Here is an 18,847-nt window from a genome sequence, read left to right on the forward strand (position 1 = left end):
CTCCTCGGGTTAGGTGAGCGATGCCCACGTGTCGGCGTCGGGGGCCTGAGGCCAGGTGCGCTCTGCGTATCCGGCCAGCCAGGAGTTGGGGGTGACCTCGGTGAGGCCGGAGGACTCCAGGTCCATGACGCCCTCCGTGAGGTTCCAGCGGACGGCCTGGAGCTGGCCAAGCTGATCGAGCGTTCCCGGAAGGGAGATCGAGATCTCCTCGCCGGGTGTGGCCGTCATGTCGGAGGCGACGGTGACGGCCTGGGTGCGTCCACGGTTGGTCATGCCGGTGAGGATCAGGGCAGCGGTGCCGGGTCCCGGGTAGGGGCGGTCCAGCTCTTCGACCAGCACGCGGCCGGGGGAGCCCGCGAAGTCGTCCTTGGTCTTGGACTGTCCGTCCGTGTCGCGCCAGGTAAAGCGGGCGATGACTCCGGTGGGTGCGTCGCCACCGGAGAAGTCCATGGTGTCGGTGCCGTCTGTCGCGTTGTCCACGCGCACGGAGAGACGTCCGGGGACCTTGTACTCCTTCGGGTCGACCAGCCACCAGCGACGCTGTTCGTCGCACCACAGGCGGAGTCCTGCGGCGTCGGTGATGCCGGACAGGAAGTCCCAGGCGGAGCGGCCTGCGCGCCAGCTCAGGATCTGCGGGGCACGGCTGATCAGGGCGATGCGCTTGGACGTGGAGGCGTCGGCAGCGCCGTCCCAGGAGTATGCGTACTCAGCGGTGTTCGTGCGCGCGCCGTCGATGTACTCGCTGTTGTGGGTGCCTCCGAAGAAGTCCGACTCCGAGAGTCGGAAGGAGCGCCAGGTGATCGTCCCGGACGTGTGCCCGTGGTAGGCGCGGAGAAGGATCTGATCGCACCCAGCGGGGATGGTGAACTCAGTAGACACGCGCGTCCCGTTGTCGACCACGTTGGGCACGGCGGCGGAGCGGGAGAGATCTTGATAGGTGCCGTTCACACGCCCGATGGCCACCAGGCGGCGGGAGCGAAGCACCTGCTCACTGCCACCCATGGCGGAGCGTGCCGACCCGGTAGCGCTGAAGACGTATGTGCGTCCGACCTGCATCCCGTAGGGCAGGCCAGCATTATTCGTGAGCTGGACGAACGCGTCGTCACTGGTCGGGTTGTAGAGGTGAACACCCCAGACGTTCTCCGGGCCGGTCCACGTGGTATCCGGAATTGTGGAGGCGTTGACGATGCCGTAGCCGCCGTCCGGGGTGCGGGCGTAGCGGGGGTCGGGCAGCATGTTCGTGGCGTCGCTGAGAACGCGGAAAGCACGGTCTGCGGCTCCCGTGGTCTGGAGGGCAGCGCCGGGGATGGCCTGGCCCAGGACGTAGTTGATGATGCTGCGCAGGCTGTCCTGTCGGGTGAATGCGCCCTGATCGTCGGTGAGCTTGGAGTACGCCTGAAGGATCGCCTCGTCCGTCGCGAGATCCAGCCGGACGGTGCGGGCAGCGTGGTCGACGACGCGGCGGCGCATGACCAGATCGAACGTACGTGGGTCGTTTTCCGCCGTGCAGGTTAGCTTGACTCGTGGGTAGGTGAAGGGGTTCAGCGCCTCCAGGATGCCTGTCGACATCAAGGGGACTGTCACGTCGGACGTGCCGAACGGGTAACGGGCCTTGTCCAGGCTCAGGCTTCCATCCGAGATGGGGAACGTGGCCGTGGTGCTGGACACCGGCAACAGTTCTAGGGCCATGTCGTCGACATAGAACGTCGCGGCGGCGCTGGTGTAGAAGCTGATGTTGTGCGATGTGGCGGCAGCGGTAAACGCCACCGACTGCTGCACGTAGCTGGTCGTGGCTGTCGCGGAGGAGTTGACTCCTGCCACCGTGAGACGGAACGTCGGCGCTCCCGTGGTGACCTTCACCCACAGGCTCAGGCGGTACTGCCGACCGACGACAAGACCGGTGAGCGTGCCCACGACAGTGGTCCCCGCGGTCGTCCGGCTCCACTCGGCTCCGGCCGTGCCGTTTCGTCCTGCGGTGGCGCGCGGCGTGAAGAGGTTGCGGGTGAGCGCGTCCGGCCAGGAGCTGAAGTCGCTGGTCCAGATAGTCGCGCCGGGAGACACGACGACAGCAGAGGAGAACTGGAAGAGGGCGGTGGCCTCTGGGTGACGTTCGAAGCTCATGCGCTCAGCTCCTGGTATCCGACCAGCACCCACCAGTGCCCAAGCTGCGGGTTCAGCTCAATGTCCAGCGAGCCGTCCAGGACATAGCGCATGCCCATGGAGGGCACGTCGGTGGAGGTCAGGGTGAAGCTCGTCTCCTGGGCGTGCAGGGCGTACGCGGCGTTGGCCGTGGCAGCGGTGAGGAACAGGAGGCGGAGCGTGCCGGAGCGCGGGCGAGGGGCGATGTAGGACACACCGATGGAGCCGTCCAGGAGATCGTGAATCTTGTTCCGGGACTGGCGCGAGGGCTTGTATCCGTCGATGAGCGTGGGCGTGACGGAGCCCGCGTTGTTGGAGGCGGAGATGGTGTGCGGCATCAGAGGCCTCCGTGGTTGCGGCCCTCATTGACCACGTAGTTGACGTACGCGGTCTTGGCCTTCGGGTTCCAGTTGTCCCAGTTGCGGGTGTCGACGCGTACGCGCATCTCCACGTCTTTGGCGGAGGGACGCCAGTTGGCCAAGCCCTGGTTTGCGGCGCTCACAAAGCCCTCCGCGGACGCACGTCCAGCGGCCTGCCCCTGAGGGCCAGCAACGGCGCGCAGGCGGGCCTGGGTGGCAGCGTCCGCGCCCTGGTAGCCGTCCACGTACGCATCCGCGGCGGTCACGCCCTGTTCGTTCCAGAGGCGCTCAGCCTCCTGGGCGATCTCGCTGGGCAGGGTGACCAGATCGCGCTTCAGCTCGTCGGCGGCGGCGATCTGCTGTTCCATGGCGGTGAGGTAGCCGGACACGTCGAAGCTGGTGAGGCCGTCCTCGCCCTTCGTGAAGTAGTCCTCCGCGGCTACCCCGGCATTCGTCCAGGCGTTGGCGAGGTCGTCGATGCGCTTACTGTTCTGGCCCACCGCGTCCAGAGACTTCGCGGCCAGCTCCTGCGTCTTGACGACGCTGGTCAGCTCGTTCTTGTACGACGTCAGGGATTGATATTGCTCGTCCCACACTGGGGTCCAGTCGGAGAGGCTGTCCAGCTCGTCGTTCACGCGCTTCAGCTCGGCACGGGTGGCGCTGAGGTCGGAGCCGGAGAGGGCGCGGACCAGCTCAGCGAGGGGGCGTCCAGTGCGCTTGGCGACGGCTTCCACGTCCTCCAGCACAGTGCCGTAGTCGGACCAGTCGTCGATCAGCTTCTGAAGCACACCGTTGGCGCGAGACTCGCGGTTCAGGGCGGAGAACAGTTCGTCGATGCGCTCCTGAAGGGGCAGCTCACCGCCGTTCTCGTACATTGTGGAGGCCAGGTCGGCGGCAGCTTCCCGAGCCTCTGTCAGCGCCTCCTGGGCGCTTGCGGCCTGGGCCAGAGCGGTACCCAGGATGGCGGCGAGGGCGATACCGGCAGCGGCTCCAGCGGGACCGAAGCCGGAGAGGGCGTTGGCCAGGGTCTCCTGCACGAAGTCGGCAGCGTCGTCGAAGCCACCGCCGAACGATGCAGCGGCCTCACGTCCGGAGGATGCCGCCTCCTCCTTCGCTTCGCCGAAGCCCGCTTTGACCTTCGAAGTGGCCTCGGTGGACTCGCGCTTGACCTTGCCGTAGCTGTCCCGGAAGGAGCGTTCGATGGCGTCGGCGGCTTCTTTCGTCTCGCTCTTCAGCTCCTTGGTGGCGCGCTGAGCGACGGCCAGATCCTGGTCGATGTCGCGTCCGACGCTGGTGTCACCCAGGTCTTTCAGCGCCTTCTCTGCGTCCTGGAGCGGCTGAATGACACCGCTCTTGATTCCCTTCTCGAACGCGCCTGTCTCAGACGCGATGGCGATCTCGTGTACCCGTGCCATCAGGCCTTCTCCTCAGCTTCGAACAGGGCGCGGCGGGCCGTCTGAATCCAGAGGCTGGCGAAGCGCGGGATGGAGTCGCTGGCGGCGGGGTGCACCACGTGACCGCCACGACGGTTAGCCGGGAAGACGGGACCCATGGTGCGGGTGTAGGGCTTGCCCTTCTTCGAGCGGGACTGGATCTTCTTGCCCGCGCCCAGGCCCCATTCCGCGGCGCGTGCGACCTCGGACACGGGCGTGCCGGAGGAGAGCTTGCCGACAGCGCCGGAGCGGAGGAACACGTTGCGTGCGGTCACTCCGACCCGGCCGCTCTCGACCAGCGCCCGCTGCTGGATACGGGTAGCCGCGCGTTCGCGAAGCTCCTGGTTCCAGATCGGGAGCGCGTTCTTTCGCGTCTCGGATGAGATGTGCTTTCGCGTCTCTGCGGGGACCTCCCCGAGAGCGAACGCAAGATCGCGAAGGGGAGAGTCCATCAGGAGACTGATGGACCCGGCCATCAGCTTGCCGACCAGACCGGCTTACCCACGACGGGCAGCGAGATGGGCGACTCCGCCACGGCGTTGGTGGGGCCACCGACCTGCACGGGCTTGATGATGACCACGATGGTGAAGATGCCCTGGACGCCAGGCAGCTTGTACTTGATGGTCTGCTGGGTGCCCTCTGCGGCCATCCACGCCTTGCTGAGGCCGGTGGAAGTCCAGTCCTGGAACATGCCCGCCGTGAAGACGTAGGTGGTCGTGCCGGTGAAGGGCACGGACGCACCGGACGCATCCACGACCATGACCTCCACCGTGGTGGGGACGATGGCGGGGTCCTTGAACGCGGACGTGTAGGTGTCCGCGCCGATGTCCAGCGTTGCCTGGTGGAGGAAGGTCTTATTGATGACGACGGCCATGATGGCGCTCCTTAGTTCGTGGGTTCGGGGTGGGTCGACGTGAGGACAGAGACAGGGATGCGCCATCCGAGCTGGCCAGAGTCCAGGCGCACCTTCGTGGCGCTGGGTCCCCAGAACAGGGAGTCGCTGTTGTCTAGGGCGCGGATGAGATCCAGGACCGCGGCGTCGGCGTTGTCCTCGGCCTTGGCCGTGGCGGTCTCGGGGATGATGACGGCCAGCTCGAAGTTGGCGGCGACGTTGCCCACGGCCAGGGCCTTGCCCGCCATCTCGTTGGAGATCTCGATGAACTCGAAGTAGACCGCGGGGACAGCGAGCTTGGTGGGCGCGGTCAGCGTCGGGAAGATGCGCCACCGCGTCGGCAGGTTCGGCTTGATGGCGTCCTTCAGGTGCGCGCGCACCGTCCGGAGGAAGTTGTCAGAAGACACCGGCCGCTCCTGTCGTCGGGCGGATGATGCCGCGAATGTTCTTATCCAGCGGGCGGGGCGTGAAGCTGAAGGACTCGGGACCCATCTCGCCGTTTGGGGACACCTGTCCGGCGTTCCAGAGGTTCGTGGCCTGCTGGAGCTGCGCGTACACCAGACGGCGCGGGTAGCCCTCAGGCCCGGGAGCTGGCGCATATGCGATGACCTGCTCGCGGGCGGTGTCGAGAATGAACTCCAGAAGCTCGGGGTTCTCAGTGGGCGCGTCGGACCACACCAGAGACAGGCGCTCCAGGTCGGCGTCCGTGTCCGCGGCGTACCACGCCGTAGCGCCGGGCAGCGAGGTGCCTGGAGCGAGGACGTAGCCGTCGTCGTCGGGCTGAATGATCATGATCAGGCCCCCTCAATGGCGGTGATGGCGACGGCTTCCCAGCGGCCGGTGGTCTCTGTGTTGACGCGGCTGAAGCCCGCGAAGCCGGAGGCGGTCGTGATGTCGGAGTTGGTGCCCGTCGTGACGACGACGCCCGGGTCGTTCGCTGCGGTGGCCTTGACCACGGAGAGGGTCGTTCCGTTCATGCGCAGACCCACCCACTGGCCCGCGGCGAACGTGCCCGCGGCGAAGGTGAGGACGTCGGCGGAGCCGTTGGTGACACGTCCCGAGCCGTCCGCGCGGAGATAGAGGCGGTACTGCGTCGCGCCGGAGGTCGTGACCTGGGAGCGCCGTCCATCCAGGGTCCAGAGCGTCGTGCCGGTGCTTGCGGGAAGCGCGCCGATCAGGGCGCGGATCTCATAGTTGGCCTGCGCGACGGGCAGGAACTGGCCACCGGACGTGGAGGTCGGAGCGAGCTGGTTAGACGTGATCTGCCAGGCTGCGGCGTTCTGCTGCCAGGTCGCGGCGGAGCCACCGTAAGCGGCGTCGGTGGCCGACGTTCCGACCGTGGTTGTGTTGGCGCGGTCGAAGCTGTCGGAGTACAGCACGGTCAGGGTGCCGCCACCGCCCGACGCTGCGGCCACGGTGTAGGCCAGCGTCTTGCTGTTGCTGCCGGTGGAGTTGGTGGCGGTGAAGGTGGCGTTGCCGGAGCCTGCGGTCGTCGGCGTGCCGGAGATGACGCCCGCGCTGGAGATGGCGAGCCCGGACGGCAGTCCGGACGCGGTGAAGGTCGCGGTGTCACCCGTGTACGCGAGGGTCTGCGAGAACGCCTGACCCACCGTCATGGCGTTCAGGCTGGACGTGGTGATCGTCGGAGCCGTGCCCGCGGGCGGGGTCGTGGCTGCGCTGACCGCGACGAGCGCGCCACCCAGAAGGCTGGTGCGCAGGAGGTCGGCCATGAAGTCATGGCCCTGGTCGTTCATGTGGATCTCATCGGTGTCGATGTAGTCCCATGGGTCCTGTCCGGCCGCACCAGTTACGCCCTGACGTGCCCAGTCGTCGGAGTTGTCGATGACGGCCACGTTGGACGCGGCGGCGGCAATCTCCTTCAGCGCAGTGAGGTAGTCACTCCACGGAGCCACACGGGCAGACAGCGCTGCGGAGTCAAAGCGCGGGTACGTGTGGATGAGGACGTGCACGTGCTGCACGCCGATGGCTGCGTCCAGCGCGGCAATCTCGCTCTGAAGGTTGCTCTTGTACGTTGCGACGGGAACGCCATTGCCGTAGTCGTTCGCGCCGATCATGTGCACCAGGACGCGTGGGTTCAGCGCGGCGATCTGACTGCGGGTGCTCGCGGTGATGTAGGGCGTCGCGCCGTTCTGGTTACCGGAGCGGGAGCCGGACACGCCAGCGTTCACGCCGAAGATGCCCGCGCCCGAAGGTGCCGACGAAGCGGCCTGAGAGAGCGTCTGTACGCCCGTGGGGTGCGATCCGGAGGGCAGCGGATACGCGGCTCGGATGAAGCCCATGGTCTTGTTGACGTAGCGGGCGTCGGCGGAGCTGGCGTTGTTGCCTGCGGTCGACGAAGAGCCCAGCCAGACGATGGTGACCGGCGTTGTGGTCAGGCGCTTGGACATGGCACCGCGGAAGATGCTTACGGCGTCGGCAGTCGTGTCTGCTCCTCCGCCACCGCTACCGGCCGGACCAGCGGGACCTTGTGCTCCGGTGTCACCCTTCACGCCCTGAACGCCTTGCAGACCCTGAATGCCCTGCGCTCCGGTATCGCCCTTCGGCCCAGTAGCTCCGGTGTCACCCTTCACTCCCTGGATGCCTTGGAGGCCCTGGGAGCCGGTGTCTCCCTTAGCGCCCTGGATGCCCTGTGGACCCTGTGCTCCGGTGTCTCCCTTGGGTCCAGCGACGCCCTGAGCGCCCGTGTCACCCTTAGGACCAGCGACGCCCTGAGGACCCTGCGCGCCCGTGTCACCCTTCGGGCCTGCGGGGCCGGGTACGCCTGTGCCGTCACCCGTCGAGAGGACAGGGGTGAGCACGAGACGGTCGCGGTCGTTGCTCTTCTCCAGATCAATGCCCAGAACGGTCATCGTGCTCACCCCCTCTATTTCTCGTTCTTCGCTTACGCCGCGGTACCGATGAAGACCGTGGCCTCGGGGCGGACGACGAACGTCTCCAGGAAGCCGACGATGGAGCGGTCCACGCCGAACTTGGCGACGTTCACGGCGTCGATCTGGATGGGGGTCTCGCCCAGCTCGCGGAACTCGATGGCGCTCTTCGCGCCCGCGATGACCTGCGGGTTGGCGGCGTTGGTGCCGATGAAGGCGGACTGGGGAGCCTTGCGGACGGTGACCTTGCCGTCCACGTTCGCCTGGCCCGTGCCCACGCCGACCTGGAGCGAGACGAACTCGGGCAGAAGCTCCTTCGGCGTGTAGATGAGCTGCGACCACAGCACGGGGTTTACGACGGCCCACGACGGGTCGTCGTCGGCGTCGGTGATGGCCTCGATGGCCTGGATGAGCTGGACAACGCCGGGGTAGTACGCGGAGTTGGCGGGGGTGCCAGCGGGCAGCGAGCCCGGAGCGACGCGGCGCGAGAGAGCCGCGCCCGTGTCACGCGAAGCGACGCGGAACATGGTGGCCAGCGCCTCCTGGTCGGTGATGCGCGCGTAGCTGTTGGCCACGCCCTTCCAGAACGCCTCCAGCACCTCCGCGCCACCGGAGAGGTACGCCCACTCCTGAGCCACGTCGGCCGCGTAGCCAAAGCTGTCGCGGGTCGAGTCACGGCGCGAGGTCGTGGCGCTGCCGGTGGGCAGCTCCGTCTTCTCGCCCGTGGTGCGCTTCTGGACCAGGTTCTCCGTGCCGTCGATGCGGAAGCCCGCGCGGCCACCCATCTCGATGGGACCGAAGGTGTGGGCGTTCAGGGGCAGGTACTTGCGCACGTACTCCTTGCCCTGCCAGAGCTTGCCGACCCATGCGGGCTGGACGACACCCGCGGCGGGAAGCGCGCCCGTACCGGTGGTCTTGATGTCGGCGAGGGCGAAGAGGGCCTTCTCGTTGTCCTCGGACTGAGCGCCAGCCTTCAAAGAGGCCATGGCGGAGAAGACCGCGTGAAGGTCGACCTCCTGCGCGACGGGGGCGGTAACGCCGGGAGTGGCGAGGGGTGCGGGGATCTGGCCCGCGGCTGCTGCGGTCATGACTTCCTCCTGGGAGTCGTTTGGGGTTTCCTCGGCCACGGGCGCGGCGTCGGTGGTCTTGGGGGTGGGCTCTTCGGTGGTCTCCTCGGCATCCACGCCGGGAGCGAGGGAGAAGAGGGCGGCGGACTCGAACGCGCCTTCGGTGCACACGGCGGCACCGGTCAGGCGGGAGCGAACGGCGTTGGCACCGTTGCGCACCAGGGAGCCAAACTCGGCGCTCAACTTCCGCTTCGTGGGGTTGGCCAGGTAGGCGTCCCCTTCGTCGGTTTCGAAGATGGAGAAGGAGGCGACGATGCCGCCCTCCGTGACCTCCAGCTCGGTCGCTCGGCCGATGGGTGCGAACTGCGAGTGCTCGTCATTCAGAGTGATGGCGGACGGGTCGCGGGGGAGCGACACCGCTGCGGCGCTGAACATGACGGGCTCGGTCTTGCTCAGGCTTGGGCGGCTCAGCTCACCGAATGGCAGCAGGAGCCCGCGGACGGTGCGGGTGTTCTCCACGCGGGAGAACATGCCCACCTCAGGAGTGGTCTCGTCGGTCATGGCTGTACCTCCGTGGAGGCGTCGCCGGCCTCCGGGTCGATGGCGGTGGGGGCGGGCACGGAGAAGTGCGAGAGATCGGCGCGGACCTCAGCGCCGGGACCAACCACGTCATCCCCGGAGAGGGCCGCCACGATGGCGTAGGCGTACGCGGCGGAGCCGTAGGTCCACAGCTCGGAGTGGCGGTCGTTCTCGTTGGAGTAGGACATGGCCCCACCGCCACCCTTGGCGGCGGACTCGACGAAGCTGGAGGGGACGCCTGCGTGCATGGCAAGAGCGCGGGAAAGGCTGGCGGTGGCGTCCTCGAAGAGGTCAAGCTGGCCTGTCGTGCCGCGCTCCTTGACCTCCACGAAGCTCTTCGTGACGCTGACGCTGTACTTATTGCGGTTCTCGACGTACGCGGCGACCAGCTCGGCCTGCTCCTCGCGGGTCATCTCGTCGTACTTGGTGTCCGTGATGTGCAGCTCGGTCGACGCCGGAGGCGAGTCCAGGCGGTTCTGTCGGGCCAGCTCCAACTTGCGGGCCTGGCGGATGCTGTCGATGCCGTCGACCATCAGACCGTTGGCACCCAGCGGGACCAGGACGATGCGCTGGCGGAACTCGGCCGGGATGCTCTCGTGGAGGGTGACCTTCTGGGTGTTGTTGTCGATGGACCACAGCGAGCGGGGCACTGGCACCCAGTCGTATACGTGGCCTTCGGTGTCCAGGCGGCAGGCGAGAACGGCCAGGCCCTCCCAGAACAACTCTTCGGTGAGCTTCTTAAACGCGATGTACCGGGACATGCCGGGGTAATCGCAATTGCCTACCCAATAGGGCTGGGCTGTGGTCTTCTTGCCGTTCTCGTATTTCTCGAAACGAAGAGGGGCAACCAGTGCCTGGTGCGCGGAAAGGGCGCGCTTCAATTCCGGAACTCGCTGCGCAACCTCGCGAGTGATCAGCTCCTTCGGCAGCGCGCCGAAGATATCGCCGACGATTGCGGCAGCGAGAGAGTCACCGGAGCCGGGAGCGGCAAGGGCGGGAGCGCCGAAAGAAGAGGGTGGCGACGGAGTGCCGGTCAAGAAAGACCACAGTCCCATCTGTTCCGTCTCCCAATAGTCGTGCAGTGACTATTGGGCCGGGAAACAGGTCTGTTTCAGCCGGTCTCAGCATAACGTGAATAGGGAGAGAATGGGAATTATCCACAGATATCTGTGGAAAGTCAGGCAAAGAAAATGGCGTCCTTGATGTTCGCCGTGCCGTCCGTCTCCTGATCGAGCGCATAAACGGCGAGAGCTGCGGCCTCCAGGCCGGTGATATCGGCATCCTCTCGGCCCTTGGGTCGACCGAAAGCCCAGCCCGTGCCGGTAGAGAAGGCGCGCTTCGTCGCCACGTCCACGGCAGCGTTCAGCTCGGCCTGGTCGTGGTGACGGAGGTTGTCGTCGTTAATCTCGTTCACGAAGTTGACGGCAGCGCGTGCCACGTCACGGGACCCCAGGGGGCGCTCCAGTGGTGCGGGACGGGCCTCGCGGATGCTGCGGAGCTGCACCGCCATGGCGTTGCTGAAGGAGTCGTGGGTGATTGCCTTCTTGTGCTTCTTCGCCAGCTTGGAGAGCACGGTGGCGAAGCCCTGTACGCCCGTCTGATGGTGCAGCAGGCCCACGTGGATCTTCTTGTCCGCGCCCGTCCATGCGGCAGCGACGGAGGCGTACAGGGAGTCACGGTCAATGAACGCGGCCAGGGCGAACTTGCGGGGAGCGGCCTTGCCCGCGTTGCTCATCGGCTTGGCGGCGGCGTTCCACTTCGGTGCGGAGATCAGCGCGGTGTTAGAGCCTTCCAGCGAGAACAGGCCCAGGATCTCGGCCGGGAAGTTTCTCCGCATGGCCGGGGTGTTCCAGTCCTCTTCGATGACGTCCAGCGGCGTGGTGTACCCGATGCCAGGGTGTGCGGCGATAACCAGCTCGCGGACTCGCGCCAGGGGGTGCTCTTCGTCGGCGGTCCAGGCTTCGAGCGCTCGGGGGTCTAGGTCGTCGGGCACACCGTGACGGAGCACAACGGCGCGGGGGTCGTTCAGGTGATCCCACAGCAGGTTCCCGGCGCGGTACTTCGCCGCGGTGCCGGACACGATGAACTGCGCACCGTGGCGGGTGTGCAACGTCGGCCGGATGGCGGCAACGAGATCTTCACCCAGCGCCGGTTCTGCCTCTCCGGCCTCATCGACCCACGCGGCGTCGAAGGCGTTGGAGCGGAAGCCGTCGCCACCGGGGGCGTAGACGTTGAAGTAGGAGCCGTTGCGGAAGACCAGACCTTCCGATCCCTTCGACAGCTCCACCTTGACGAACTCCTCGCGCGCTCGCTTCTCGGGATACAGGCGGACCAGGGGGGCGGCGATGTCCTTCTTGAATCGCTCACCGGCCTTCGCGCCCGTCGTGGCCAGCGTCCAGCCGACCAGATAGTCATCCCGGAGGGCACAGCGGCCCACCAGCACGGCCTGGATACCGGAGGTCTTGCCGGTACGCCGGGGCTCCAGGATCGCTGTCAGCGACGCACCTGCGGCGATGGTGTCGGCCACTGCGAGCTGTGCCGGGGATGGGCCGATGGTCTCGCCCTCGAAGTTGCGTAGCTGGTCGAGTCGGAGAAGGCGTGCGCCTTCCAGGAACTCGCGCCGAGACTCCTCGGTCGTGACGAAGTTGACGGGCACCAGGGGAGCTGGGATGAGCGAACGGCGCTCCAGCCACGTGGCTTCGTTCTGGAGATCGGCCAGCGTCGGGTGCACGGTCATGGGGGGTCCTCTGTCAGGGGAAGGGAAGCGAGATAGAGCCGGAGGCGGGGGTTGCTATGCCGTCCGCCAAAAAACTCGGGTCGGCGTCGAGGTGGTCGATAGGGTGACGGTCATGGGTGCATTACCTCCTGAGGTTGTTGGCTGGATCATCGGAGGCAGCGTCTTCGTCGTAGTGGTCGTCGGTCTCAACCTGCTGATCTCGTTCTTCGTGATCCGTGCAGCTGTGGTCTCCGCTCTGGCTGCCGACCGGGCACAGCGTGCGGACGAGGCGCGCTTCCTGCGTTCCCTCGACACAGACTGAGCTTCAGTCCGCGTCGTCGGGGTTCAGCTCAGCGCTGATGGCCGCGTACGCTGCGTCTTGCTCAGGCTGCGGCAGTGATGCGGCCAATGAGTTGTACTGATCGACCAGGCTGGACAGCTCTTCCTCTGCTGCTGCGAGCTGGGTGGTCAGTGTGTCCACGTTGGTGGCAGTGATCCGGATACGCGGGCGCATGTCGGCAAGGGTGGTCTGGATCAGTGCGGTGACTGCTGCGTTCGTCATGGTGTGCTCCTATTTCTGGAATCGGGTTATGCCCACGGAAGTGGAATGAAGGTTGACTTGCCGCGCTTGGCTGCGGTGATGGCGGCTCCGACCTTGCCGCCCGCGCTGCGATTACAGCGTCTGTGCTCGGGCGCGGCATTCTCGATGCTCGGCTCAGCGTGTGCATCGATGTGGCCAGCGTCGAACAACTGGTTCGGTCGGATCTCTCCACCGCATCGACGGCAATAGACCTCCTCGCCCCTGGCCCATGACGCACGCACCTGTGCACGAAGGATGCGTACGACTGCCACCCACTGCGGGTCGGCGTGCTTCGTCGTCATGCGTACCTCACCCCGCTACGTTGTGGCTCGTGGAAGTTGGATGGTGGGCACTGATCGTCTCGATAGGCAGCTTCGCTGTGAGCGCCGCGACCTTCTGGCGTAACCGGACCCGCGTTCCACACTGGGAGACAAGCGTCGTCGTTCGGCTGGCAGAAGAAGGGGAACGCGAAGTCCAGGCAACCGCCATCAACCGTGGCAGCGGAGTCGCCCGGGAAGCGAAGCTCGCGCCGGACATCAATAACCTCATGGCTGCAATCTCCGCTTCCCGCTCTGATCAAGCCGGGTTCGGTAACAAGCTGACCGTCACGATGGCCTACGGGCCAGAGGCCCACGGAACGGGCCGTTTCCTTTTGACGTGGCGTCAAGAGCCCAACCTGAAGAAGCTCCGTACTAAGCGCCTTCGATTCAAGCTCTCGGCCCTGCCCGACCCGACCACTCGGCGGGGTCGTCGTCGCTAGACCTTTGCTCACAGCACACCTCCCAGCAGGCCCCAGCCACCCATGATGACGATGAAGGACACCCACGAACGGACGCCCCAGTTGATGGGATGCAGACGGCTCATGATGCGTCCTCCATGGTGTCGAGCGTCTTGATCTCGATTGCCTGCGCCCGTGCCCGGATGCGGAGCGAGTCGGCGTCGAGTGCATCTCCGGCAATGGCGAACAGGAGAGCCGCCAAATTGAGGTCGTCTGCCGCGCCCATCAGGACACCTCCAGATCGTCGAAGTCGGCCGCGCTCAGGGCGTCCTGGCGTTCTCGTTTCTCGATCTTCACAAGCGCGTGCACTTCGTCCACCCACGACGTGGGCACAGTGTCAGGCATTCTCGTAATACGCGCGTGCTCAGGGCCAAAGCAAGACTCATAGTCGGCCTGGGCGGCTGCGAGCTGTTCAGCCTCGCTCTGGACCTTCTCAGAGGCGCGTAGCCGCTTGATCGTGGTCAGCGAGCATCCGAGGGCCTCGGCCTGTTTTGCGATGCTCAGATCCTGCACGGAGCGGAGCTGGTCGACCGTGTACGTCTTGCCCCGGCGTGAGGTCTTGCCGCCTTTGCTGGCGCGCTTCACGATGACGTCGTATGCGGCTTCGTCGTACGCGCTGAGCGCGTAGATAGCCGCGTCTTGGGTCATTCGCTCGTACTTGTCCTCGAAGTGATCCAGTGCGGCGGTGCAGTGGTCTTCAAGCCAGCTCTGTAGTTCGTCCACGGTGGGGTAGCGGCGGAACGCCTTGCGGAACTCGGTGATACGACGAAGAGCGTTGCGGCCCATCCATCGAATGACGCGAGTTGAGTGATCGAAGTACGCCTCCGGAGAGCCATTGGAAGAGGCCGTGCGACGGAGATGCAGTCGGGGCTGCGGGTAGGGAAACAGTTTCATGAGCGGTTCCTAGGTAGGTACGTCAGCTTCCTCGGAAGAGGTGCTGGGAATCCTGAGCCCTAGTCGCTCGCCTGACCCGTCCCACGGAGTCACGGCTTCTGAAGTTGTTGAGTACAGCCTAGCCGAATTCTTCACCCGTGCAAGAGCGGAGATTCCTTGATTTCTTCTCTATCCCTGGAGGGATAAGTTAATTGGCCCTAGCTGATCTCTAGTTAGTTGGACCAGGCAGGCCTTAGCTATTTGAGCCATGCTCAGTGGCTCGAATTGATGTCGTGTTGGAACTACACTCGAAGCTGTACGGAGCTTTGAGCGGTTCCCGCACATGCAGAAGGCCCGGAGTGTTGTCCCACACATTCCGGGCCTTCTTTATTGCCTATACGCATTAACGCCTATTCGCGCTATACGCCTCCACGATGTCGAGCGCGTAAGACGGGTCCTCCCTAAACGCGATGTCTGCGAGTTTCACCAACTCCTTCAAGTCGATGTCCAGGGGCATATCCACAGGCAAGGCCGAAGCGTTGCCCCAATAGGCGTCCAGGCTCCGGGCCGCCTTCCATGCTCGGCAGCTCGGGCAGCGGCACCCATAGGTCTTGTACGCCGTGCTGCACGCTTTTCCCATGGCGGGGCACCGCGGCGTCACGATGCCTTCTCACGAAGCTTTGCCACGAGAGCGTCCACGCGCTCCACGGCGTCAGCGTGCATCCGCTCGTTCGAGTGCAGGTAGCGTCTTGTGCTCGTCGCGCTCGCGTGGCCCGCCCGCTCTTGGACGACGCGCTCAGAGGCCCCAGCTTCCGCCACCAGGCTCAGCCCGATATGCCGCACGTCGTGCACGTGGAAGTTCTCTAGACCGGCCGCGGTCACGGCATCGTTCCAGGCATCCTGGAGGCTGCGTCGCGGCATCCGCTCGGCGCGCTCTCCTGCGAACAGGGGAGTGGACCCGAAGCCCCGGGGGAGTGCCTGGAGGGCGTCAGTGCCCCGCTGGAGAAGTCGGATGCGTTTGTGCTGGCCCGTCTTGGTGTCCGCGGTGAAGCCCATTCCCAGGCGTTGCTTCGTGACGGTGATCATGCCGTCTCGGGACACGTCCGCCCAATCGAGCGCGATGACCTCTCCCAGTCGAAGGTGGCCCGCGAACATGACTTCTAGCGCCGGACGATAGAACGGGTCCACGTGCGCGAGGACCGCATCGAAGTCTTCGACTCCCCACGTTGGACGCTTCACAGAGACGTCCTTGCCGGGGTCCTTCACCTTGCACGGAGACACGGTGAGCAGGCCCCAGTCCAGCGCCTGCTCCAGCGCCCCTCTGAGGGCGTAGTAGCTGTTGCGGCGCTGGACGGGGTGGTTCGAGTGCTGCGCCCACCAGACGTCGACGGATCGGCGCGTGATGGTGTTGAGCTTTCGATTCCCGAAGGTAGGGCTGAGCATCGTGCGATGGATGCTCACCAGGTTCTTGTATGTGGAGGGCTTCACCTCCAGCTCGCGCAGAGCAAGCCAGTCCCTCCAGAAGTCATCGAAGGTGACCGACCCGCGGCGGTCGTCCTGGTGTTCGCCCTTGTCGACCTCGGCCAAGATGCGCCGAAGCTCCTGCTCTGCCTGTCGCCGGGTCGCGGGCCTCAGCACCTTCGAGCTGCGTCCACCCTCCGGGGTAGACCAGCGAAGTCTGAAGCCGTCCTTGTGTGCGGTGATCTGGCCTTGGCCATGGCTGCGCTTGTCCACGCTGCGTCCGTTCATGTTCGTACTACGCCGGAGGCGGTTGCATGAGAACGGCTATTGGCCACGAATTGGCCACGGACGCCGATCAGCTCCAGCGGAAGGAGCTGAACTAGCTACGGAAACGGTGCTTGACCAGGCACTTAATGGAGAGGGGCTGACGAGAATCGAACTCGCATCATCTGTTTGGAAGACAGAGGCTTTACCACTAAGCTACAGCCCCGAAATTCAGCGCCCTGGACGGGGCGACGAACTCGAACTCGACCACTCTACGACACCCGCGCGGGTCCTGCGAACGCGGCGGCGGGTCGCGCCCGTCGGTTCCTGGATGGCGAGACCTGTGCGCTCAGGCCGATCGACTAGACTTTCAGCGGTCGTTTCGTCGGCGCGTGCCGCGCGCCGCCCCGGGGCGTAGCTCAGCTTGGTAGAGCGCCCGCTTTGGGAGCGGGAGGCCGCAGGTTCAAATCCTGTCGCCCCGACGTCACGGCCCCACAGACCACAGGCCTAGCCGGCCCCCGCGTGCGCGCGGGCCACACGAGGAGAACGAACCGCATGGTCAACAGCACCGTCGAGAAGCTCAGCCCCACCCGGGTCAAGCTCCACATCACGGTCTCGCCCGACGAGCTCAAGCCGAGCATCGCCCACGCCTACGAGCACATCGCCAAAGACGTGCAGATCCCCGGCTTCCGCAAGGGCAAGGTCCCCGCGCCCATCATCGACCAGCGCATGGGCCGCGGCGCCGTCATCGAGCACGCCGTCAACGAAGGGCTCGACGGGTTCTACCGCGCGGCCGTCGAGGCGAACGACCTCCGTGTGATCGGTCGTCCCAACGCCGAGATCATCGAACTGCCCGAGCTCAAGGACTTCTCGGGCGACCTCATCGTCGACGTCGAGGTCGACGTGCGTCCCGAGTTCGACCTGCCCGCGTACGACACCATCACCGTGACCGTCGACGCCGCCGAGGTCGACGAGGCCGGCATCGACGCCGAGCTCGACCGCCTGCGTGCCCGTTTCGGCACGCTCGTCACCGTCGATCGCCCCGCGACGACCGGTGACTTCGTCGAGCTCGATCTGGTCGCCACCATCGACGGCGCCGAGATCGACCGCGCCGAGGGCGTGTCGTACGAGATCGGTTCCGGCGAGCTGCTCGAGGGCATCGACGAGGCCATCGAGTCGCTCACCGCCGACGAAGAGACCACGTTCCGCTCGAAGCTCGTCGGCGGCGACCACGCCGGCGAAGAGGCCGAGGTGGCCGTGACCATCAAGGCCGTCAAGGAGCGCGAGCTTCCCGAGGCTGACGACGACTTCGCGCAGATGGCATCCGAGTTCGACACGATCGCCGAGCTCCGCGAGTCGCTCAGCGAGCGCGTCTCGCAGCAGTCGGTGTTCACGCAGGGCGCCGCCGCACGCGACAAGTTCATCGAAGCGCTCCTCGAGGCCGTCGAGATCCCCGTGCCGCCGGCGCTCATCGAAGACGAGGTGCACAACCACCTCGAGGGCGAGAACCGTCTCGAAGACGACGAGCACCGCGCCGAGGTGACCGAGGCCAGCGAGAAGCAGTTCCGCACGCAGATGGTCCTCGACAAGATCGCCGAAGACGCCAACGTGCAGGTCTCGCAGGATGAACTGACCCAGTACCTCATCCAGTCGGCCGCGCAGTACAACATGGCGCCGCAGGACTTCGTCAACGCGCTGCAGCAGGGCAACCAGCTGCCCGCGCTCGTCGGCGAGGTCGCCCGCAACAAGGCCCTGGCCATCGCGCTGGGCAAGGTCACGGTCGTCGACACCGACGGCAAGCCCGTCGACCTCACCGGTTTCGTCGCCGTCGAGGGCGAAGAGCCCACCGACGGTGAGGACGAGGTCGTCGAAGAGGCGCAGGAGATCGCGGATGCCGCGGCCGACGCCGACGCCGTCGTCGAGGCCGAAGAGGCGCCCGCCGAGGAGGCCCCCAAGAAGGCCCCCGCCAAGAAGCGCGCCCCCGCCAAGAAGAAGGCCGCCGAGAAGGTCGCCGACAGCGAGTGATTCGTGACGAAGGGGGCGGATGCTGAGGCATCCGCCCCCTTCCGCGTTCCCGGGTGCCACCGCGCGACCCGAGACGCCGGTCAATGTCCACTACACCCGGGCCGGACCCCACGGGCGTCCGGGTGTCGTGGACACTCGAGCGGGGGAGTCGACCGCGCGCGCGAAGTGTGGCCGATGCTCACGAGAGGTAGTCGACCGTCGCGCGAAGGTGCCGATGACACTCTCGCGACGTCGACGAGGAGAAGAAGGCACGAGCGATGGACGACTGGCAGAACAGGGTGGATGCCGTTTGGGCAGATGAGACCCTCGATCCCGGCGAGGTGATCCGGCGCATCGATGCGTTGGCGCGCGAGCGACCCGAAGACGACGCGATCGCGCTGTTCGAGAGGGCGGGGGCCCGCGATTCGGCCGGCCTCGAAGCGGATGCCGAATGGCTGTACCGGCAGGCGCTGGCAACCGGTCTCGACGACGAGCGTCGCACGCGGGCGACCATCCAGCTCGCGAGCACGATCCGAAACCTCGGGAAGACCGCGGAGGCGCTGGACCTGCTGCGCGGGGAGTACGAGCGCGATCCGCACGGAGACCTGCACGACGCGGCGGCCGCCTTCTACGCACTGGCACTGGTGTCGAACGGGGAGCCCGAGCGAGCGGCATCCATCGCCCTGCAGGCCCTCGCGCCGCACCTGTCGCGCTATACCCGGTCCGTCAACGGATACGCGCGAGAAATCGCCGAAGAACCGCGCTGATCCGCCCGCGGCGAACACGGCATCCCGCCCCGGAACGCGCCGGTAGA

Annotated in this window: 19 protein-coding genes and 2 tRNA genes; 5 read left to right on the top strand and 16 right to left on the bottom strand. The window is 66.1% G+C overall.

The window, feature by feature from the left end; all coding sequences use genetic code 11:
- Window positions 1–9 precede the first annotated feature (9 nt).
- From ACTJJP_RS01750 to ACTJJP_RS01800, 11 genes are all read right to left on the bottom strand, one after another.
- The gene (locus ACTJJP_RS01750) at window positions 10–2,121 is read right to left on the bottom strand and encodes a hypothetical protein (protein WP_440773329.1); all 2,112 of its coding nucleotides are present in this window, start codon (window positions 2,119–2,121) and stop codon (window positions 10–12) included.
- Window positions 2,118–2,477: a hypothetical protein gene (locus ACTJJP_RS01755; protein ID WP_440773330.1), complete on the bottom strand. Its 360-nt coding sequence runs from the start codon at window positions 2,475–2,477 to the stop codon at window positions 2,118–2,120. The genes ACTJJP_RS01750 and ACTJJP_RS01755 overlap by 4 nt, the downstream gene beginning before the upstream one ends.
- A complete protein-coding gene (locus tag ACTJJP_RS01760) occupies window positions 2,477–3,913 on the bottom strand; it encodes a hypothetical protein (RefSeq protein WP_440773331.1) in 1,437 nt (478 codons plus the stop codon). The genes ACTJJP_RS01755 and ACTJJP_RS01760 overlap by 1 nt, the downstream gene beginning before the upstream one ends.
- Entirely contained in the window at window positions 3,913–4,383 is a 471-nt protein-coding gene (locus tag ACTJJP_RS01765) for a hypothetical protein (RefSeq protein ID WP_440773332.1), read from the bottom strand. Before ACTJJP_RS01765 ends, ACTJJP_RS01760 begins: the two co-directional genes overlap by 1 nt.
- Window positions 4,384–4,406: 23 nt before the next feature.
- Window positions 4,407–4,805: a hypothetical protein gene (locus tag ACTJJP_RS01770; RefSeq protein WP_440773333.1), complete on the bottom strand. Its 399-nt coding sequence runs from the start codon at window positions 4,803–4,805 to the stop codon at window positions 4,407–4,409.
- Window positions 4,806–4,816: 11 nt separating this feature from the next.
- Window positions 4,817–5,230, bottom strand: a complete 414-nt coding sequence (locus ACTJJP_RS01775) for a hypothetical protein (RefSeq protein ID WP_440773334.1) — start codon at window positions 5,228–5,230, stop codon at window positions 4,817–4,819.
- Entirely contained in the window at window positions 5,220–5,615 is a 396-nt protein-coding gene (locus ACTJJP_RS01780) for a hypothetical protein (protein ID WP_440773335.1), read from the bottom strand. Before ACTJJP_RS01780 ends, ACTJJP_RS01775 begins: the two co-directional genes overlap by 11 nt.
- 2 nt (window positions 5,616–5,617) lie before the next feature.
- Complete coding sequence (locus tag ACTJJP_RS01785; RefSeq protein WP_440773336.1) at window positions 5,618–7,231, bottom strand: GDSL-type esterase/lipase family protein; 1,614 nt, start codon at window positions 7,229–7,231, stop codon at window positions 5,618–5,620.
- A 494-nt stretch (window positions 7,232–7,725) separates the two neighbouring features.
- On the bottom strand, window positions 7,726–9,339 hold the full coding sequence (locus tag ACTJJP_RS01790) for a hypothetical protein (RefSeq protein ID WP_440773337.1): 1,614 nt from the start codon (window positions 9,337–9,339) through the stop codon (window positions 7,726–7,728).
- Window positions 9,336–10,412, bottom strand: coding sequence for a hypothetical protein (locus tag ACTJJP_RS01795; protein ID WP_440773338.1), 1,077 nt, complete (start codon window positions 10,410–10,412; stop codon window positions 9,336–9,338). Before ACTJJP_RS01795 ends, ACTJJP_RS01790 begins: the two co-directional genes overlap by 4 nt.
- A 122-nt stretch (window positions 10,413–10,534) precedes the next feature.
- Complete coding sequence (locus ACTJJP_RS01800; RefSeq protein ID WP_440773339.1) at window positions 10,535–12,094, bottom strand: hypothetical protein; 1,560 nt, start codon at window positions 12,092–12,094, stop codon at window positions 10,535–10,537.
- Window positions 12,095–12,206: 112 nt separating this feature from the next.
- On the opposite strand from ACTJJP_RS01800, the gene ACTJJP_RS01805 reads away from it, so the two are divergent.
- Window positions 12,207–12,395, top strand: a complete 189-nt coding sequence (locus tag ACTJJP_RS01805; protein WP_440773340.1) for a hypothetical protein — start codon at window positions 12,207–12,209, stop codon at window positions 12,393–12,395.
- A gap of 3 nt (window positions 12,396–12,398) precedes the next feature.
- Here ACTJJP_RS01805 and ACTJJP_RS01810 read toward each other — a convergent pair whose 3' ends face one another.
- Entirely contained in the window at window positions 12,399–12,635 is a 237-nt protein-coding gene (locus ACTJJP_RS01810; protein WP_440773341.1) for a hypothetical protein, read from the bottom strand.
- Window positions 12,636–13,032: 397 nt separating this feature from the next.
- Between ACTJJP_RS01810 and ACTJJP_RS01815 the strand changes: the two genes are divergently transcribed.
- The gene (locus tag ACTJJP_RS01815; RefSeq protein ID WP_440773342.1) at window positions 13,033–13,413 is read left to right on the top strand and encodes a hypothetical protein; all 381 of its coding nucleotides are present in this window, start codon (window positions 13,033–13,035) and stop codon (window positions 13,411–13,413) included.
- A gap of 100 nt (window positions 13,414–13,513) precedes the next feature.
- Here ACTJJP_RS01815 and ACTJJP_RS01820 read toward each other — a convergent pair whose 3' ends face one another.
- From ACTJJP_RS01820 to ACTJJP_RS01835, 4 genes are all read right to left on the bottom strand, one after another.
- Complete coding sequence (locus ACTJJP_RS01820) at window positions 13,514–13,657, bottom strand: hypothetical protein (RefSeq protein WP_440773343.1); 144 nt, start codon at window positions 13,655–13,657, stop codon at window positions 13,514–13,516.
- Window positions 13,657–14,325 carry a hypothetical protein gene (locus tag ACTJJP_RS01825; RefSeq protein WP_440773344.1) on the bottom strand — a complete coding sequence of 223 codons (669 nt, stop codon included), beginning with the start codon at window positions 14,323–14,325 and terminating at the stop codon, window positions 13,657–13,659. The genes ACTJJP_RS01820 and ACTJJP_RS01825 overlap by 1 nt, the downstream gene beginning before the upstream one ends.
- 636 nt (window positions 14,326–14,961) lie before the next feature.
- A complete protein-coding gene (locus tag ACTJJP_RS01830; RefSeq protein WP_440773345.1) occupies window positions 14,962–16,038 on the bottom strand; it encodes a tyrosine-type recombinase/integrase in 1,077 nt (358 codons plus the stop codon).
- Between the two features lie 146 nt (window positions 16,039–16,184).
- Window positions 16,185–16,255, bottom strand: a tRNA-Gly gene (locus tag ACTJJP_RS01835).
- Window positions 16,256–16,437: 182 nt separating this feature from the next.
- On the opposite strand from ACTJJP_RS01835, the gene ACTJJP_RS01840 reads away from it, so the two are divergent.
- The 3 genes from ACTJJP_RS01840 (at window position 16,438) to ACTJJP_RS01850 (ending at window position 18,800) form a co-directional block, all read left to right on the top strand.
- Window positions 16,438–16,511 (top strand) — tRNA-Pro (locus tag ACTJJP_RS01840).
- Window positions 16,512–16,584: 73 nt separating this feature from the next.
- Window positions 16,585–18,054 carry a trigger factor gene (gene tig / locus ACTJJP_RS01845; RefSeq protein ID WP_440773346.1) on the top strand — a complete coding sequence of 490 codons (1,470 nt, stop codon included), beginning with the start codon at window positions 16,585–16,587 and terminating at the stop codon, window positions 18,052–18,054.
- 257 nt (window positions 18,055–18,311) lie between these two features.
- Window positions 18,312–18,800, top strand: a complete 489-nt coding sequence (locus ACTJJP_RS01850) for a tetratricopeptide repeat protein (protein WP_440773347.1) — start codon at window positions 18,312–18,314, stop codon at window positions 18,798–18,800.
- Window positions 18,801–18,847 lie beyond the last annotated feature (47 nt).

Source organism: Microbacterium sp. 22296, assembly GCF_052045385.1.
Lineage (GTDB): Bacteria > Actinomycetota > Actinomycetes > Actinomycetales > Microbacteriaceae > Microbacterium.

Bases quoted from the DNA above. Each gene is read 5' to 3' on its own strand.
- ACTJJP_RS01750 (WP_440773329.1), bottom strand. From the start codon at position 2,121: ATGAGCTTCGAACGTCACCCAGAGGCCACCGCCCTCTTCCAGTTCTCC.
- ACTJJP_RS01755 (WP_440773330.1), bottom strand. From the start codon at position 2,477: ATGCCGCACACCATCTCCGCCTCCAACAACGCGGGCTCCGTCACGCCC.
- ACTJJP_RS01760 (WP_440773331.1), bottom strand. From the start codon at position 3,913: ATGGCACGGGTACACGAGATCGCCATCGCGTCTGAGACAGGCGCGTTC.
- ACTJJP_RS01765 (WP_440773332.1), bottom strand. From the start codon at position 4,383: ATGGACTCTCCCCTTCGCGATCTTGCGTTCGCTCTCGGGGAGGTCCCC.
- ACTJJP_RS01770 (WP_440773333.1), bottom strand. From the start codon at position 4,805: ATGGCCGTCGTCATCAATAAGACCTTCCTCCACCAGGCAACGCTGGAC.
- ACTJJP_RS01780 (WP_440773335.1), bottom strand. From the start codon at position 5,615: ATGATCATTCAGCCCGACGACGACGGCTACGTCCTCGCTCCAGGCACC.
- ACTJJP_RS01785 (WP_440773336.1), bottom strand. From the start codon at position 7,231: ATGTCCAAGCGCCTGACCACAACGCCGGTCACCATCGTCTGGCTGGGC.
- ACTJJP_RS01790 (WP_440773337.1), bottom strand. From the start codon at position 9,339: ATGACCGACGAGACCACTCCTGAGGTGGGCATGTTCTCCCGCGTGGAG.
- ACTJJP_RS01795 (WP_440773338.1), bottom strand. From the start codon at position 10,412: ATGGGACTGTGGTCTTTCTTGACCGGCACTCCGTCGCCACCCTCTTCT.
- ACTJJP_RS01800 (WP_440773339.1), bottom strand. From the start codon at position 12,094: ATGACCGTGCACCCGACGCTGGCCGATCTCCAGAACGAAGCCACGTGG.
- ACTJJP_RS01805 (WP_440773340.1), top strand. From the start codon at position 12,207: ATGGGTGCATTACCTCCTGAGGTTGTTGGCTGGATCATCGGAGGCAGC.
- ACTJJP_RS01810 (WP_440773341.1), bottom strand. From the start codon at position 12,635: ATGACGAACGCAGCAGTCACCGCACTGATCCAGACCACCCTTGCCGAC.
- ACTJJP_RS01820 (WP_440773343.1), bottom strand. From the start codon at position 13,657: ATGGGCGCGGCAGACGACCTCAATTTGGCGGCTCTCCTGTTCGCCATT.
- ACTJJP_RS01825 (WP_440773344.1), bottom strand. From the start codon at position 14,325: ATGAAACTGTTTCCCTACCCGCAGCCCCGACTGCATCTCCGTCGCACG.
- tig (WP_440773346.1), top strand. From the start codon at position 16,585: ATGGTCAACAGCACCGTCGAGAAGCTCAGCCCCACCCGGGTCAAGCTC.
- ACTJJP_RS01850 (WP_440773347.1), top strand. From the start codon at position 18,312: ATGGACGACTGGCAGAACAGGGTGGATGCCGTTTGGGCAGATGAGACC.